Origin of the sequence: Streptomyces sp. NPDC093225, from assembly GCF_044753805.1 — a bacterium.
Classification (GTDB): Bacteria; Actinomycetota; Actinomycetes; order Streptomycetales; family Streptomycetaceae; genus Streptomyces.
The window spans coordinates 20,592-36,133 of record NZ_JBIVNX010000013.1 but is presented as its reverse complement, the minus strand read 5'-3'; the positions used below and the strand labels follow the sequence as shown (position 1 = coordinate 36,133).

12 protein-coding genes are annotated in these 15,542 nt (G+C 71.5%); 6 read left to right on the top strand and 6 right to left on the bottom strand.

Annotated elements, in window-relative coordinates; all coding sequences use genetic code 11:
- Positions 1 to 401 precede the first annotated feature (401 nt).
- On the bottom strand, positions 402 to 1,103 hold the full coding sequence (locus tag ACIQCH_RS14595; protein WP_402581031.1) for an HAD family hydrolase: 702 nt from the start codon (positions 1,101 to 1,103) through the stop codon (positions 402 to 404).
- A 148-nt stretch (positions 1,104 to 1,251) separates the two neighbouring features.
- Positions 1,252 to 4,761 (bottom strand): methionine synthase, encoded by a 3,510-nt coding sequence (gene metH, locus ACIQCH_RS14590; RefSeq protein WP_402581030.1) that lies wholly within the window; start codon positions 4,759 to 4,761, stop codon positions 1,252 to 1,254.
- A 247-nt stretch (positions 4,762 to 5,008) separates the two neighbouring features.
- Here metH and ACIQCH_RS14585 point away from each other — a divergent pair, with 247 nt between their 5' ends.
- The 6 genes from ACIQCH_RS14585 to ACIQCH_RS14560 all read left to right on the top strand — a co-directional run bounded on the left by ACIQCH_RS14585 (position 5,009) and on the right by ACIQCH_RS14560 (position 11,846).
- Positions 5,009 to 5,776 carry an IclR family transcriptional regulator gene (locus ACIQCH_RS14585; protein WP_402581029.1) on the top strand — a complete coding sequence of 256 codons (768 nt, stop codon included), beginning with the start codon at positions 5,009 to 5,011 and terminating at the stop codon, positions 5,774 to 5,776.
- A 388-nt stretch (positions 5,777 to 6,164) separates the two neighbouring features.
- Positions 6,165 to 6,920, top strand: coding sequence for an MIP/aquaporin family protein (locus ACIQCH_RS14580; protein ID WP_402581028.1), 756 nt, complete (start codon positions 6,165 to 6,167; stop codon positions 6,918 to 6,920).
- Between the two features lie 70 nt (positions 6,921 to 6,990).
- Positions 6,991 to 8,520, top strand: a complete 1,530-nt coding sequence (glpK, locus tag ACIQCH_RS14575) for a glycerol kinase GlpK (protein WP_402581027.1) — start codon at positions 6,991 to 6,993, stop codon at positions 8,518 to 8,520.
- 53 nt (positions 8,521 to 8,573) lie between these two features.
- Positions 8,574 to 10,181 (top strand): glycerol-3-phosphate dehydrogenase/oxidase, encoded by a 1,608-nt coding sequence (locus ACIQCH_RS14570; protein ID WP_030193028.1) that lies wholly within the window; start codon positions 8,574 to 8,576, stop codon positions 10,179 to 10,181.
- A gap of 115 nt (positions 10,182 to 10,296) precedes the next feature.
- Complete coding sequence (locus tag ACIQCH_RS14565) at positions 10,297 to 10,746, top strand: SRPBCC family protein (RefSeq protein WP_402581026.1); 450 nt, start codon at positions 10,297 to 10,299, stop codon at positions 10,744 to 10,746.
- Between the two features lie 41 nt (positions 10,747 to 10,787).
- Positions 10,788 to 11,846, top strand: a complete 1,059-nt coding sequence (locus ACIQCH_RS14560) for a PAC2 family protein (protein WP_402581025.1) — start codon at positions 10,788 to 10,790, stop codon at positions 11,844 to 11,846.
- 63 nt (positions 11,847 to 11,909) lie between these two features.
- Here ACIQCH_RS14560 and mshC read toward each other — a convergent pair whose 3' ends face one another.
- From mshC to ACIQCH_RS14540, 4 genes are all read right to left on the bottom strand, one after another.
- On the bottom strand, positions 11,910 to 13,139 hold the full coding sequence (gene mshC, locus ACIQCH_RS14555; protein ID WP_402581024.1) for a cysteine--1-D-myo-inosityl 2-amino-2-deoxy-alpha-D-glucopyranoside ligase: 1,230 nt from the start codon (positions 13,137 to 13,139) through the stop codon (positions 11,910 to 11,912).
- Positions 13,140 to 13,250: 111 nt separating this feature from the next.
- Positions 13,251 to 14,117 carry an SCO1664 family protein gene (locus ACIQCH_RS14550; protein WP_402581023.1) on the bottom strand — a complete coding sequence of 289 codons (867 nt, stop codon included), beginning with the start codon at positions 14,115 to 14,117 and terminating at the stop codon, positions 13,251 to 13,253.
- A complete protein-coding gene (locus ACIQCH_RS14545; protein ID WP_402581022.1) occupies positions 14,081 to 14,671 on the bottom strand; it encodes a DUF3090 domain-containing protein in 591 nt (196 codons plus the stop codon). The genes ACIQCH_RS14550 and ACIQCH_RS14545 overlap by 37 nt, the downstream gene beginning before the upstream one ends.
- 103 nt (positions 14,672 to 14,774) lie before the next feature.
- A complete protein-coding gene (locus ACIQCH_RS14540; protein WP_402581021.1) occupies positions 14,775 to 15,521 on the bottom strand; it encodes an MSMEG_4193 family putative phosphomutase in 747 nt (248 codons plus the stop codon).
- Positions 15,522 to 15,542 lie beyond the last annotated feature (21 nt).

The following is a 15,542-nucleotide window of genomic DNA, read 5'->3' as shown; positions in this document are numbered from 1 at the left end:
GGGTGTGTGCGGGAGGGGCCACGAAAGGGTGCTGCGAAGTGCCCGCGTTGACGATAGTGGGCCCGGGCGGGATGGCTGGAACTGGCCTGATTGGGGGTGTAATCGCACGGTGATGAGTGCGTATCGCATGAGTAGGGCCCGGCTGGAGATGTTTCGGTCCGGACCTGATCAATACGGACACACCGGCAGGTGTCCGGGCGCTCCGGGACGGGCTGACGGGTGCATATCAGGTGACAAAGGTCACCTCGCCAACTCGGGGGCAACTGATGGAATTTCGGCCTCCGCATCGCTTGACGGGCGTCCGTGCGCCCTGCGGGGCCCGGTGGCCGCACATGGCTGAGGCCGTCCCGCGCAGGTGCGGGACGGCCTCGGAACGGTGACCGGTGACGGAAGGTGTCCGGTCAGTTCATGCCGGTGATCAGGCGGCGCAGGAAGGCGAGGTCGACGTCCTCCAGCGAGGAGACGACGGTACGGCCGGGCGCGGGCGCGATGGCGGCGACGGAGGGCACCGCGACGACCCGGCAGCCGGCGGCCTCGGCGGCGGCCACACCGGTGGCGGTGTCCTCGATGACGGCGCACAGCGACGGGTGGGCGCCCAGGGCCCCGGCCGCGTGCAGGTACGGGTCGGGGTGGGGCTTGGTGCGGGCCACCTCGTCGCCGGCGACGCTCAGGACGAAGTTCTCGGGGCCGAGGGAGGCCATGATCCGGTCGATGACGCGCCGGTGCGAGGCGGAGACCAGGGCGGCCGGGACGTTGTTGCGGGCCAGCTCGGCCAGCAGTCGCTGGGCACCGGGCATGAGCGGGACGCGGTCGGCGATCCGGGCCTCGAAGCGCTCGTTGAGCAGCACGCTGAGCTCGGCCACGGTGATGTCCGCGCCGGTCGCCTCGATCAGGTAGCCGGCGCTGCGGCTCATGGGCCCGCCGACGACGACGTCGCGCCAGGACTCGTCGAGGCGGTGGCCGAGCTCTCCGAAGACCTCGACCTCGGCGTCCCACCAGAAGCCCTCGGTGTCGACGAGCGTGCCGTCCATGTCCAGCAGCACCGCCTGCAGGGCCGAGCCGCCGGCCGTACGGGCGGCCGACTGGGGAACCGTACTGGTCATGCGCACGCTCCTGGAGGGACGAGAAGGCCGGTCACCTCTTCCCGCGGACACGCATGTGTCCTGGGGAACAGGCGACCGGCCTGTGTGGGACCGACAAGTGTACGTCGATCCGTCTCGAATTGCGCTGGAATAACCCCGGGGGCTGGTCCTAGCGGGCGTTGAAGTACTTCGCCTCGGGGTGGTGGATCACGATCGCGTCCGTGGACTGCTCCGGGTGGAGCTGGAACTCCTCGGACAGGTGGACCCCGATGCGCTCCGGCCGGAGCAGGTCGGCGATCTTGGCGCGGTCCTCGAGGTTGGGGCAGGCCCCGTAGCCCAGGGAGAACCGGGCGCCCCGGTACTTCAGGTCGAACATGTCCTCGATGGCGCTCGGGTCCTCGCCGCCGAAGCCGAGCTCGGCGCGGACGCGGGCGTGCCAGTACTCGGCGAGGGCCTCGGCGAGCTGGACGGACAGGCCGTGCAGCTCGAGGTACTCGCGGTAGGAGTCGGAGGCGAACAGCTCGGCGGTGGCCTCGCCGATCTTCGAGCCGACCGTGACGACCTGGAGGCCGACCACGTCGGTCTCCCCCGAGTCCTCCGGGCGGAAGAAGTCGGCCAGGCACAGGCGGCGGCCGCGGCGCTGGCGCGGGAAGGTGAACCGGGTCCGCTCCGATCCGTCCTCGTGGAGGATGATCAGGTCGTCGCCCTTGGAGACGCAGGGGAAGTAGCCGTAGACGACCGCCGCTTCGAGGAGGTTGTCGGTGTGCAGGCGGTCGAGCAGGCCGCGCAGGCGGGGCCGGCCCTCCGTCTCGGCCAGCTCCTCGTAGGTGGGTCCGCCGGTACGGGCCTCCTTGAGCCCCCACTGGCCCTTGAAGAGGGCTCCCTCGTCGAGCCAGGAGGCGTAGTCCTTCAGCGGGATGCCCTTGATCACGCGGGTGTCCCAGAAGGGCGGGGCGGGCACGGGGTTGTCCGTCGCCACGTCCGAGCGCACCGAGCCCTCGGGCTCCACCACCTCCAGCACCGGGGTGTCGCGCTTGGCGACCCGGCGCTGCTTGAGCTCGGGCAGGGTGGCGCCCGGGACACCGCGCTTGACCGCGACCAGGGCGTCCATGAGGCGGAGGCCCTCGAAGGCGTCGCGGGCGTAGCGGACCTCGCCCTCGTAGATCTCGTGCAGGTCCTGCTCGACGTACGCACGGGTCAGCGCGGCGCCACCGAGGATGACGGGGTAGTCGGCGGCCAGCTTGCGCTGGTTGAGCTCCTCGAGGTTCTCCTTCATGATCACCGTCGACTTCACCAGCAGCCCGGACATGCCGATCACGTCGGCCCGGTGCTCCTCGGCGGCCTCGACGATCGCGGAGACGGGCTGCTTGATGCCCAGGTTGACCACGTTGTAGCCGTTGTTCGACAGGATGATGTCGACCAGGTTCTTGCCGATGTCGTGGACGTCGCCGCGGACCGTGGCCAGGACGATGGTGCCCTTGCCCTCGGCGTCGGACTTCTCCATGTGCGGCTCGAGGTAGGCGACGGCGGTCTTCATGACCTCGGCGGACTGCAGCACGAAGGGCAGCTGCATCTGACCGGATCCGAAGAGTTCGCCGACGACCTTCATGCCCTCCAGGAGGGTGTCGTTGACGATGTCCAGGGCCGGGCGGGTGGCCAGGGCCTCTTCGAGGTCGGCCTCCAGCCCGTTCTTCTCGCCGTCGACGATCCGGCGCTGCAGGCGCTCCTCCAGGGGCAGCGCGGCCAGTTCCTCGGCCTTGCCGGCCTTCAGGGACTTCGCCGTGGCGCCCTCGAACAGCGCCATCAGCTTCTGCAGCGGGTCGTAGCCCTCCGCACGGCGGTCGTAGATCAGGTCCAGGGCGGTGGTGACCTGCTCCTCGTCGAACCGCGCGATGGGCAGGATCTTCGAGGCGTGCACGATGGCCGAGTCCAGCCCCGCCTTGACGCACTCGTCCAGGAAGACCGAGTTCAGCAGGATCCGGGCCGCCGGGTTCAGACCGAAGGAGATGTTGGACAGGCCCAGGGTGGTCTGGACGTCGGGGTGGCGGCGCTTGAGCTCGCGGATCGCCTCGATCGTGGCGATGCCGTCCCGGCGGGACTCCTCCTGGCCGGTGCAGATCGTGAAGGTCAGGGTGTCGATGAGGATGTCCGACTCGTGGATGCCCCAGTTGCCGGTGAGGTCCTCGATCAGCCGCTGGGCGATGGCCACCTTGTGCTCGGCGGTGCGGGCCTGGCCCTGCTCGTCGATGGTCAGGGCGATCAGGGCGGCGCCGTGCTCCTGCGCGAGACGGGTGACCTGCGCGAAGCGGGACTCGGGGCCGTCGCCGTCCTCGTAGTTGACGGAGTTGATGACCGCGCGGCCGCCGAGCTTCTCCAGGCCGGCGCGGATGACCGCGACCTCGGTGGAGTCCAGCACGATGGGGAGGGTGGAGGCGGTGGCGAAGCGGCCGGCGAGTTCGGCCATGTCGGTGACGCCGTCGCGGCCGACGTAGTCGACGCACAGGTCGAGCATGTGGGCGCCCTCGCGGATCTGGTCGCGGGCCATCTCCACGCAGTCGTCCCAGCGGGCCTCCAGCATGGCCTCGCGGAACTTCTTCGACCCGTTCGCGTTCGTCCGCTCGCCGATCGCCATGTAGGAGGTGTCCTGGCGGAACGGCACGGTCTGGTAGAGGGAGGAGGCGCCCGGCTCGGGGCGCGGCTCGCGCACGGTGGGGGCCAGGCCCCGCACCCGCTCCACGACCTGGCGCAGGTGCTCGGGGGTGGAGCCGCAGCAGCCGCCGACCAGCGACAGGCCGTACTCGCGGACGAACGTCTCCTGGGCGTCGGCCATCTCGGCCGGGGTGAGCGGGTAGTGGGCGCCGTCGGAGGTCAGGACGGGCAGGCCGGCGTTGGGCATGCAGGACAGCGGGATGCGCGAGTTGCGCGCGAGGTAGCGCAGGTGCTCGCTCATCTCCGCGGGGCCCGTCGCGCAGTTGAGCCCGATCATGTCGATGCCCAGCGGCTCCAGCGACGTCAGCGCCGCACCGATCTCGGACCCCAGCAGCATGGTGCCGGTGGTCTCGACCGTGACGGAGCAGATGACCGGCACGTTCACACCGAGGGCGTCGAGGGCGCGGCGGGCCGCGATGACGGAGGCCTTGGTCTGGAGGAGGTCCTGGGTGGTCTCGATCAGCAGCGCGTCCGCACCGCCGGCGAGCAGGCCCTCCGCGTTGGCCTGGTAGGCGTCGCGGATCGTCCCGTACTCGATGTGGCCCAGCGTCGGCAGCTTCGTACCGGGACCGATCGAACCCAGCACCCAGCGCTGCTGGCCCGTGGAGGCGGTGAACGCGTCCGCGGTCTCGCGGGCGATCCGGGCACCGGCCTCCGACAGCTCGTGCACCCGCTCGGGGATGTCGTACTCGCCGAGGGCGGAGTGGTTGGCGCCGAAGGTGTTGGTCTCGACGGCGTCGACGCCGACGGAGAAGTAGGCCTCGTGGACCGAGCGGACGATGTCCGGCCGGGTCAGGTTGAGGATCTCGTTGCAGCCTTCGAGGTTCTGGAAGTCCTCGAGGGTCGGGTCCTGCGCCTGGAGCATCGTTCCCATGGCGCCGTCGGCGACCACCACGCGGGTGGCCAGTGCGGCTCGGAGGGCATCCGCCCTGCTCTGGGTGGTGACGGGCGGGTTCGGCAACGAAGCCATGGTTGTGCTCCCTGTGTGCGACGGCTGTCGGCTTTACACCCTTCTGACAAGGGCGTACGCGGTCAGCGTAGCGGGGCGAACCCCGCCCCGGTGGGGGCGTCCCACTGGTCGGACGGCATGCTGTGCGCGGGGGTGGCTTGTTCGGCGCGGTGTTGACAGACTTTCCAGGCAGTGCAGGAGGTCGGCATCGACCGATAGTGTTCGTCATTGTCGAACCAACGTTGTAGAAGGCTTCAGGAGGCCGCCGATGGCACGGAACATCCAGTCGCTCGAAAGAGCCGCTGCGATGCTGCGACTGCTGGCGGGTGGCGAGCGGCGGCTCGGACTGTCCGACGTCGCGTCCGCGCTGGGTCTGGCCAAGGGGACGGCGCACGGGATCCTGCGGACCCTCCAGGCGGAGGGCTTCGTGGAGCAGGATCCGGCCTCGGGGCGCTACCAGCTGGGCGCGGAGCTGCTGCGGCTGGGCAACAGCTACCTGGACGTGCACGAGCTGCGGGCGCGGGCGCTGGTCTGGACGGACGACCTGGCCCGGTCCAGCGGGGAGAGCGTGTACGTGGGGGTGCTGCACCAGCAGGGCGTGCTGATCATGCACCACGTCTTCCGGCCCGACGACAGCCGCCAGGTGCTGGAGGTGGGGGCCATGCAGCCGCTGCACTCCACGGCCCTGGGCAAGGTGCTGTCGGCGTACGACCCGGTGGCGCACAGCGAGGTGGTCGAGGGCACCCGGGAGGCCTTCACCCCGCGGACGATCACGGAGCTCACGGGCTTCGAGGAGGTGCTGGACCTGACCCGGGCGCGGGGCTGGGCCTCGGACGTCGAGGAGACCTGGGAGGGCATCGCCTCGGTGGCGGCGCCGATCCACGACCGGCGGCGGATGCCGGTGGGCGCGGTGGCCGTCGCGGGGGCCGTGGAGCGGGTCTGCGCGGCCCCCGGCGAGCTGCGGCCCGAGCTGGTCGCGGCGGTGCGCGACTGCGCCCGTGCGGTCTCGCGCGACCTGGGCGCGGGGCGCTTCTAGCGGGACGCCCCGGCGGCCCGCAGGAGGGCGCGGGAGGCGACGGAGAGCCCTGGGGACACCCCCGGGGACGCCTCGGGGCTCCCCGGGCGAAGGATCACGGAGGGCCGGTGCCGGTGGGCGCCGGCCCTTCGACATGCCCGGACATGCCGGATTCGACGGCGCGTACCCCGCGGTAACGATCCGGCTTTTTGCACGGGACGACTCTTGACGCGCTCTTCACACGGCGGAAAACTGCCGTGCATCGGTCGGCATTGTCGAACACCTGACGGCAATACGCGCTAGGGTGTGACAGTGCCAGGGCCGAAAATGCACTCACCGAGTGCGCGGATGACCGGAAAGGGACTCCGGCTTCCACTCACCCCCTGGACGTAGGACAAAGGAGTCGCGGGTGACCACCTCCGACATCTTCATCGGCGAGACCATCGGTACCGCCCTGCTCACCCTGCTCGGTGGTGGCGTCTGCGCCGCCCTGACGCTCAAGAGCTCCAAGGCGCGCGGCGCGGGCTGGCTCGCCATCACCTTCGGCTGGGGCTTCGCGGTGCTGATCGCCGCGTACGTCTCGGCCCCGCTCTCCGGCGCGCACCTGAACCCGGCGGTCACCGTCGGCATCGCCATCAAGACCGGCGACTGGAGCAACACCGGCGTCTACCTGGCCGGCCAGCTGCTCGGCGCCATGATCGGCGCGGCCCTCATGTGGATCACGTACTACGGCCAGTTCCGGGCCCACCTGACCGACCCGGAGCTGACGGTCGACGCGGACGCGCCGGCCGGCCCGGTGCTCGGCATCTTCTCCACGGGTCCCGAGATCCGCAACGTCTGGCAGAACCTGGTCACCGAGATCGTCGGCACCGCCGTCCTCGTCCTCGCGATCCTCACCCAGGGCCTGCAGGACGGCGGCAAGGGCCTCGGCGTCATCGGCGTCCTGATCACCTCCTTCGTGGTCGTCGGCATCGGCCTCTCGCTGGGCGGCCCGACCGGTTACGCCATCAACCCGGTCCGTGACCTCGGCCCGCGCATCGTCCACGCCCTCCTTCCGCTGCCCAACAAGGGCGGCTCGGACTGGGGATACTCCTGGATCCCGGTGGTCGGCCCGCTCGTCGGTGCCGCCGTCGCCGGTGGTCTTTACAACGTCGCGTTCGCCTGATTCGTCTGAACAGCACCCGCTCAACGAACCACTTTCGCTTCCCTCTCACGACCCCCAGGAGCAGAAGACCATGACCACGAGCACCGGCCCGTTCATCGCCGCGATCGACCAGGGCACCACCTCCTCCCGCTGCATCGTCTTCGACCGCGACGGCCGCATCGTCGCCGTCGACCAGAAGGAGCACGAGCAGATCTTCCCGAAGCCGGGCTGGGTCGAGCACGACGCCACGGAGATCTGGGCGAACGTCCAGGAGGTCGTCGCCGGGGCCATCGCCAAGGCCGAGATCACGGCCGCCGACGTCAAGGCCGTCGGCATCACGAACCAGCGCGAGACCACGGTCATGTGGGACAGGAACACCGGCGAGCCGGTGCACAACGCGATCGTGTGGCAGGACACCCGCACCGACGCCCTGTGCAAGGAGCTCGGCCGCAACGTCGGCCAGGACCGCTTCCGCCGCGAGACCGGCCTGCCGCTGGCCTCGTACTTCTCGGGCCCGAAGGTCCGCTGGCTGCTCGACAACGTCGAGGGCCTGCGCGAGCGCGCCGAGGCCGGCGACATCCTCTTCGGCACCATGGACACCTGGGTCATCTGGAACCTGACCGGCGGCGTGAACGGCGGCCGGCACGTCACCGACGTCACCAACGCCTCCCGCACGCTCCTGATGAACCTGCACGAGCTGGCCTGGGACGAGCGCATCCTCTCCTCCATCGAGATCCCGGCCACCGTGCTGCCGGAGATCCGCTCCTCCGCCGAGGTGTACGGCGAGGTCAAGGAGGGCGTGCTGGCGGGCGTGCCGGTGGCCTCGGCGCTCGGCGACCAGCAGGCCGCCCTGTTCGGCCAGACCTGCTTCGCCGAGGGCGAGGCGAAGTCCACGTACGGCACCGGCACGTTCATGCTGATGAACACCGGCGACAAGATCATCAACTCCTACAGCGGCCTGCTGACCACGGTCGGCTACCAGATCGGCGACGAGAAGCCGGTCTACGCCCTGGAGGGCTCGATCGCCGTCACCGGCTCCCTGGTGCAGTGGATGCGCGACCAGATGGGCCTGATCAAGTCGGCCGCCGAGATCGAGACCCTGGCCTCCTCGGTCGAGGACAACGGCGGCGCGTACTTCGTGCCGGCCTTCTCAGGCCTGTTCGCCCCGTACTGGCGCTCCGACGCCCGCGGCGTGATCGCCGGCCTCACCCGGTACGTCACCAAGGCGCACATCGCCCGTGCCGTGCTCGAGGCCACCGCCTGGCAGACCCGCGAGATCACCGACGCCATGACCAAGGACTCCGGCGTCGAGCTGTCGGCCCTCAAGGTCGACGGCGGTATGACCTCCAACAACCTGCTGATGCAGACGCTCTCGGACTTCCTGGACGCCCCCGTGGTGCGCCCGATGGTCGCCGAGACCACCTGCCTCGGCGCCGCCTACGCCGCCGGCCTGGCCGTCGGCTTCTGGCCCGACACCGACGCGCTCCGCGCGAACTGGCGCCGGGCCGCCGAGTGGACCCCGCGGATGCCCGCCGACCAGCGGGACCGCGAGTACAAGAACTGGCTCAAGGCCGTCGAGCGGACCATGGGCTGGATCGACGAGGACGGCGACGACGCCTGAGCCCCGTGCTCGGACGTTGACGTCGACCGCTGAGAGCTGACGAGGAGTCACACATGAGCAGCCTGCAGAGCGTTCCCGCCCTCGGGGCGCACCCGACCGCCGGTTCGAACCCGAGCCGCGCCGAGACCCGTGAGCAGCTGGCGAAGGCCACGTACGACCTTCTGGTCATCGGCGGCGGCATCCTGGGCACCTCGGTGGCCTGGCACGCCGCGCAGTCGGGTCTGCGGGTCGCCATGGTGGACGCCGGCGACTTCGCCGGCGCCACCTCCTCCGCCTCCTCCAAGCTCGTCCACGGCGGCCTGCGCTACCTGCAGACCGGTGCGGTCAAGCTGGTCGCGGAGAACCACCACGAGCGGCGGGTGCTGGCCAAGGACGTGGCCCCGCACCTGGTCAACCCGCTCACCTTCTACCTGCCGGTCTACAAGGGCGGTCCGGTGGGTGCGGCCAAGCTGGGCGCGGGCGTCTTCGCCTACTCCGCCCTCTCGGCCTTCGGCGACGGCATGGGCAAGGTCATATCGCCGGCCCGTGCCGTCGCCGACAACCCCGGCCTGAAGACGGACAACCTCAAGGCCGTCGCGGTCTACTACGACCACCAGATGAACGACTCCCGCGTCGCCGTCATGACGGTCCGCGCGGCCGTCGAGTCCGGTGCGGTCGTCCTCAACCACGCCGAGGTCACCGGCCTGCGCAAGACCGGCGGCCGGGTCTCGGGCGCCGAGCTCAGGGACCGCCTGGACGGCACCGAGTTCGGCGTCGACGCCCGCGTGGTGCTCAACGCCACCGGCCCGTGGGTGGACCACCTGCGGCGCATGGAGGACAAGCACTCCCTGCCGTCGATCCGGCTGTCCAAGGGCGCGCACATCGTCATGAAGCGCAAGTCGCCGTGGAAGGCCGCGATGGCCACCCCGATCGACAAGTACCGCATCACCTTCGCCCTCCCGTGGGAGGACCAGCTGCTGCTCGGTACCACCGACGAGGTGTACGAGGGCGACCCGGCGGACGTGCGCGCCACCGAGAAGGACATCCAGCAGATCCTGGACGAGGCCGCGTTCTCGGTGAAGGACGCCGACCTCGACCGCTCCCTGATGACCTACGCCTTCGCCGGCCTGCGGGTGCTGCCCGGCGGCCCCGGCGGGGTCGAGAAGGCCAAGCGCGAGACCGTCGTCACCGAGGGTGCGGGCGGCATGCTGTCCGTGGCCGGCGGCAAGTGGACCACGTACCGGCACATCGGCCGGGTGGTCATGGACAAGCTCGCGAAGCTGCCCGGCGGGCCGCTCACCGACGACATGGAGCCGGTGAAGTCCCTGGTGCGCCGGGTGCCGCTGCCCGGTGTGGCGAACCCGAACGCGGTCGCGCACCGCCTGCTGGTGGACCGCGAGCCGGGCATGCGGATGGACCCGCTGACCGCCAAGCACCTGGCCACCCACTACGGCTCGCTGGCCTTCGACATCGCCCGCATGGTCAACGAGAACCCCGACCTGGGCGAGCGGATCCACGAGGACGGCCCGGAGATCTGGGCGCAGGTCGCCTACGCCCGCGACTTCGAGTGGGCCGAGACGGCGGACGACGTGCTGCGCCGCCGCACGACGGTGACGATCCGCGGCCTGGACGACGACGCCGTGCGCGGTCGCGTCGAGGAGATGCTCCGCCACAAGGCGTGATCGCGTGAGGGAGGGGCGGTTTCCGGACGGGAACCGCCCCTTTCGCGTTGATTCCGGGGATGGGATCATTCGTACGGAAGGATGAGCCAGGGGGGCATCGAAGGGGGCGGCCGTCATGCCCGCCATCAAGGAAAGCGTGGAGATCTCCCGCACTCCCGAAGAGGTCTTCTCCTACCTCACCGAGCTCTCCCACCTGCCCGAGTGGCAGACCAGCGCGGTCGCCGTACGGCCTCCGTCCGGCCCGCTGTCCGTGGGCGAGCGGATCGAGATCAGGCGCCGGATCGGCAAGCGCGAGATCGACACGACCATGGAGGTCACGGAGCTGGACCCGCCGCGCAGTTGGCACCTGCACGGGGTCGGGGGGCCGGTGCGGGCCGACGTGCAGGGCACCGTCGAGCCGGTCGGCGACGGCACCCGCTCCCGCGTCACCCTCGACATCGACTTCCACGGCCACGGGCTCGGCAAGGTCCTCCTGCCGCTCGTCGTGATGCCCTCCGCGCGCAAGGAGGTCCCCGAGAGCGAGCGGGTGTTGAAGGGTCTGCTCGAGCGGGGGTCCAAGCCGTAGGCTGAGCCGGGTACACAAGAGAACTTCGGAAGGAGACCTGGGTGATCGAGCTTGAGGGCGTGCCCGAGCTGATCGACCCGGTCATGGTGGCCGCGTTCGAGGGCTGGAACGACGCAGGCGACGCAGCCTCCGGTGCCGTGGCGCACCTGGACCGGGAGTGGAAGGGCGAGGTCTTCGCGGCTCTCGACGCCGAGGACTACTACGACTTCCAGGTCAACCGCCCCACGGTCTGGCTGGACGGCGGGGTACGGAAGATCACGTGGCCGACCACGCGGCTGTCCGTGGTCCGGGTGGGCGGGGCGAAGCCGCGGGACCTGGTGCTGGTGCGCGGCATCGAACCGTCCATGCGCTGGCGGTCGTTCTGCAACGAGCTGCTCGGCTTCGCCCACGAGCTGGGCGTCGAGATGGTGGTGATCCTGGGCGCGCTGCTCGGCGACACCCCGCACACCCGCCCGGTGCCGGTCAGCGGCGTCACCTCCGATCCGGACCTGGCACGCACGCTGGACCTCGAGGAGACCCGGTACGAGGGACCGACCGGCATCGTGGGCATCCTCCAAGAGGCCTGCACGCACGCGGGAGTTCCGGCGGTGTCGCTGTGGGCGGCCGTGCCGCACTACGTGTCGCAGCCGCCGAACCCGAAGGCGACGCTGGCGCTGTTGAACCGGCTGGAGGATCTGATCGACGTACGGATCCCGCTCGGCGAACTGCCGGAGGACGCCCGGGCGTGGCAGCTCGGGGTGGACCAACTCGCGGCCGAGGACAGCGAGGTGGCGGAGTACGTGCAGACGCTGGAGGAGGCGCGGGACACGGCGGACCTGCCGGAGGCTTCCGGGGACGCGATCGCGCGGGAGTTCGAGCGGTACCTGCGGCGGCGGGAGCCGGGGCCCTCCGGGGGGCCGTCGCTCGCGACCGAGTCGGGGGACGCGTCGTACCTGCGCGACACGTCGAGCGGGCGGACGCGTCCGCCGAAGCGGCGGCCCGACCTCGCGGGGGAGTCGGACTCCCCCGGCTCCGCCGGATCTGCGGGCCCGGCGGGGGCCGGTGGTGCCTCGGACGAGGGGTCGTCCGGCGAGTCGGAGTCCGGTACGCCGGAGGGCTGACCTCCCCGCACCTCGAACGCCGGCGGGGCTGCAGGTGCAGCCCCGCCGGCGTTTCCCGTGTCGTTACAGCGCCACGCCGAGCAGCGCGTCCACCGTGCGGGAGACCAGGCCGGGGGCCGTGGGGTCGTCGCCGCCGGCGTCGGCCTGGAGGGCGGCCCAGCGGTCGACGGCGGCCAGCGCCGCCGGGGCGTCCAGGTCGTCGGCGAGGGCCGCGCGGACCTCGTCGACCAGGGCGTCGGCCGAGGGGCCGTCGGGCCAGGAGACGGCCGCGCGCCAGCGGCCGAGCCGGGCCACGGCCTCGGTCAGGACGTCGTCGGTCCACTCCCAGTCCGCCCGGTAGTGGTGAGCCAGCAGCGCGAGGCGGATGGCGGCCGGGTCGACCCCGTCGCGCCGCAGCTTCGAGACGAAGACCAGGTTGCCCTTGGACTTCGACATCTTCTCGCCGTGCAGCGCCACCATGCCGGCGTGCACGTACGCCTTGGCCATCGGGAACTCGCCCGTCAGGACCTGGGCGTGCGAGGCGCCCATCTCGTGGTGCGGGAAGGCCAGGTCGGAGCCGCCGCCCTGGATGTCGAAGCCCATGCCCAGGTGGTCCAGGGCGATGGCGACGCACTCGATGTGCCAGCCGGGGCGGCCGCGCCCCAGCGAGGCGCCGTCCCAGCTGGGCTCGCCCTCGCGGGCGGCCATCCACAGCATCGGGTCGAGCGGGTTCTTCTTGCCCGGGCGGTCCGGGTCGCCGCCGCGCTCGGCGGACAGCAGCCGCATCGCGGCCGCGTCCAGGTTGGAGACCTGGCCGAAGTTCGGGTCGGCCTCGACGGAGAAGTAGACGTCGCCGTCGAGCTCGTACGCGGCGCCGGCGTCCCGGAGGCGCTCGACCAGCGGCACGATGCCCGGTATGGCCTCGACGGCCCCGATGTAGTGCTGCGGCGGGAGCATCCGCAGGGCGGTCATGTCCTCGCGGAACAGGGCGGTCTCGCGCTCGGCGAGCTCGGTCCAGTCGTGGCCGTCGCGCAGGGCCCGCTCCAGCAGCGGGTCGTCGACGTCCGTGACGTTCTGGACGTAGTGGACCTGCCGCTTGGTGTCGAGCCACACGCGCTGAACGAGGTCGAACGCGTTGTAGGTCGCCGCGTGACCCATGTGGGTCGCGTCGTACGGGGTGATGCCGCAGACGTAGAGACGGGCGACGGGACCGGGGTCGAGGGTGATCTTCCCCTGGGTCGCGGTGTCGTGGATCTGGAGGTCGCGGCCCTTGCCGGGCAGGGCGGGAACCTCAGAAGCGGGCCAGGCATGCATGCCTTGAGCCTAACCGGACGCACGTTCCGTCATCGAACCGGACCGGCAGGGTTGGCCGGAACGCACCCCTTGCGTCATGGCCGGTTCCGTGCGTGGCACCCGGCCGGGGCCTCAGACGGGCGGCCAGGGGATCGCGGGCCACTGGCCGCTGGGGACCGGGTGCCTGCGGGTTTCCAGCAGCTGCGCCACCCGGTCCCGTACGGCGGCCAGCTCGGCGGCCGTGATGAGTTCGGCCAGCCGGGTGGCGAGCGGGCCCCCGTCGGCCGTCTCGGAGGCGATTCTCAGCAGCACCTCGACGGCCTCGTCGGTGAGCGGCTCCCCCGCCCAGCCCCACAGCAGGGTGCGCAGCTTGTCCTCGGTGTTGAAGGTGACGCCGTGGTCGATGGCGTACAGCCGGCCGTCGGGGGCGGGCAGCAGGTGGCCCCCCTTGCGGTCGCCGTTGTTGATCACGGCGTCGAGGACGGCGAGGCGGCGCAGCCGCGGGTCGTCGGCGTGTACGAGCAGGGCGGTGCGGCCGCCGCCGACCTCGGCGTGGCCGACGGCCTTCCAGCCCTCCCCCGGCTCGTCGCCCTCGACGAGGGCGAGCAGGCCCGCCTCGGCCCCGTCGTCGGACTCGATCCACTGCTGGACCATGCCCTCGCCGTAGGGGCCGTCACGGAGCACGGTGGTGGGGACCAGGCCCCAGCCGGTGGCCTCGGAGAGCAGGTAGGCGGCGACTTCGCGGCGGGCGAGGTTGCCGTCGGGGAAGTCCCACAGCGGGCGCTCGCCGGCCACGGGCTTGTAGACGCAGCGCGCGGTCGTGCCGTCGTGCGCGACGTCGCACAGCAGGACGGCGTTCGAGGCCTCCCTGATCCGGCCCAGTACGGTCAGCTCGCCGCGGGCCAGCAGCTCGGCCGTCACCTGCGCGTCCCCCTCCACCGGCGTGTCCGGTTCCACGGCACTCACGCCCCGCGGCGGTAGCCGTTCTGGCGCGGACACACGTGCCCCTCCGGGTCCAGCGGCAGGCTGCACAGCGGGCACGGCGGGCGGCCCGCGTTGACGACGTCGAGGGCCCGCTTGGCGAAGGCGCGGGCCTGCGCTCCGGTGAGGCGCACCCGCAGCATCGGCGGGCCGTTCTCCTCGTCCTGGAGGAGCCGCTCCTCCGCCTCGGCGAGGTCCTCCTCCGAGTCGGCGTCGAGCTCGACGAGGGCCTGGGCCTCGACGATCATGCGCTGCTGCTCGCCGTCCCAGGCCAGGGCCATGGTTCCGACGCGGAACTCCTCGTCCACGGGGACGTCGAGCGGGGCGGTGTCGGCGCTGTCGGGGAGGGCGAGAGCCGGCACGGGCGCGTTGCCGCCGGTGCGCCGCACGACCTCGTCCAGCAACTCGTCCATGCGCTCCGCCAGGGCCGCGACCTGCGTCTTCTCCAGCGCGACGCTGGTGACGCGGCTGCCCGCGGAAGCCTGGAGGTAGAACGAACGGCGTCCGGGCAGGCCGACCGTGCCGGCCACGAAGCGGTCCGGCGGGTCGTAGAGGAACACCTGACGGGGCACGTCCAGTCTCCGTAAGTCTCGGTCGGTCTCGGGAAGTCCGTGCGTCGGCGCGGGGGCGCGGGCGCACCTGTTCCAGGTTCGTCCACCCTACTGCGCCGGTGGATCACTGCGCGCCCGTGCTGCCCCCCACCACGGCGTCCCCGCCGTCCCCGGCCGGGTCCGGTGCCTCGTCGGAGGACTCCGCCACCGCCTCGGGAGTGGGCTCGGCCGACGGGCCGTGGGGGGCGAGGCCGGCCAGGTCCCCGGTGTCGCCCAGGCGGAGCAGGAAGGGCCTCAGTCGGGTGTAGCGGATCGCGGTGACCGAGCAGGGGTCGACCGAGATCCGCTGGAAGAGGTCCAGGTGCATGCCGAGCGCGTCGGCGACCACGGACTTGATGATGTCGCCGTGGGAGCACATCAGGAACAGGGCGTCCTCGCCGTGCTCGGCGTCGATCCGCTCGTTCCAGTCCCGTACGGCCGCCACCGCCCGGTACTGCATGCGGGCCATGGACTCGCCGCCGGGGAAGGCGGCGGCCGAGGGGTGGCGCTGGACGACCTTCATGAGGGGTTCGTCGGCGAGCTCGGCGAGCTTGCGCCCGGACCAGTCGCCGTAGTCGCACTCCCCGATGCGGTCCTCGGTGTGCAGGGTCGTTCCCGGCCGTGCGGCCAGCAGCGGGGCGAGGGTCTCGCGGCAGCGCTGGAGGGGGCTGGTGACGGCGGCGGCCAGCGGCAGGCCGGCCAGCCGGGCGGGCAGGGCGGCCGCCTGGGCGGCGCCGTGCGCGTCGAGGGCGATGCCGGGGGTGAGTCCGGCGAGCACCCCGGAGGTGTTCGCGGTGGAGCGTCCGTGCCGTACCAGGATCAAGGTCGCCATGGCCCCCAGGGTAGGCCGTGG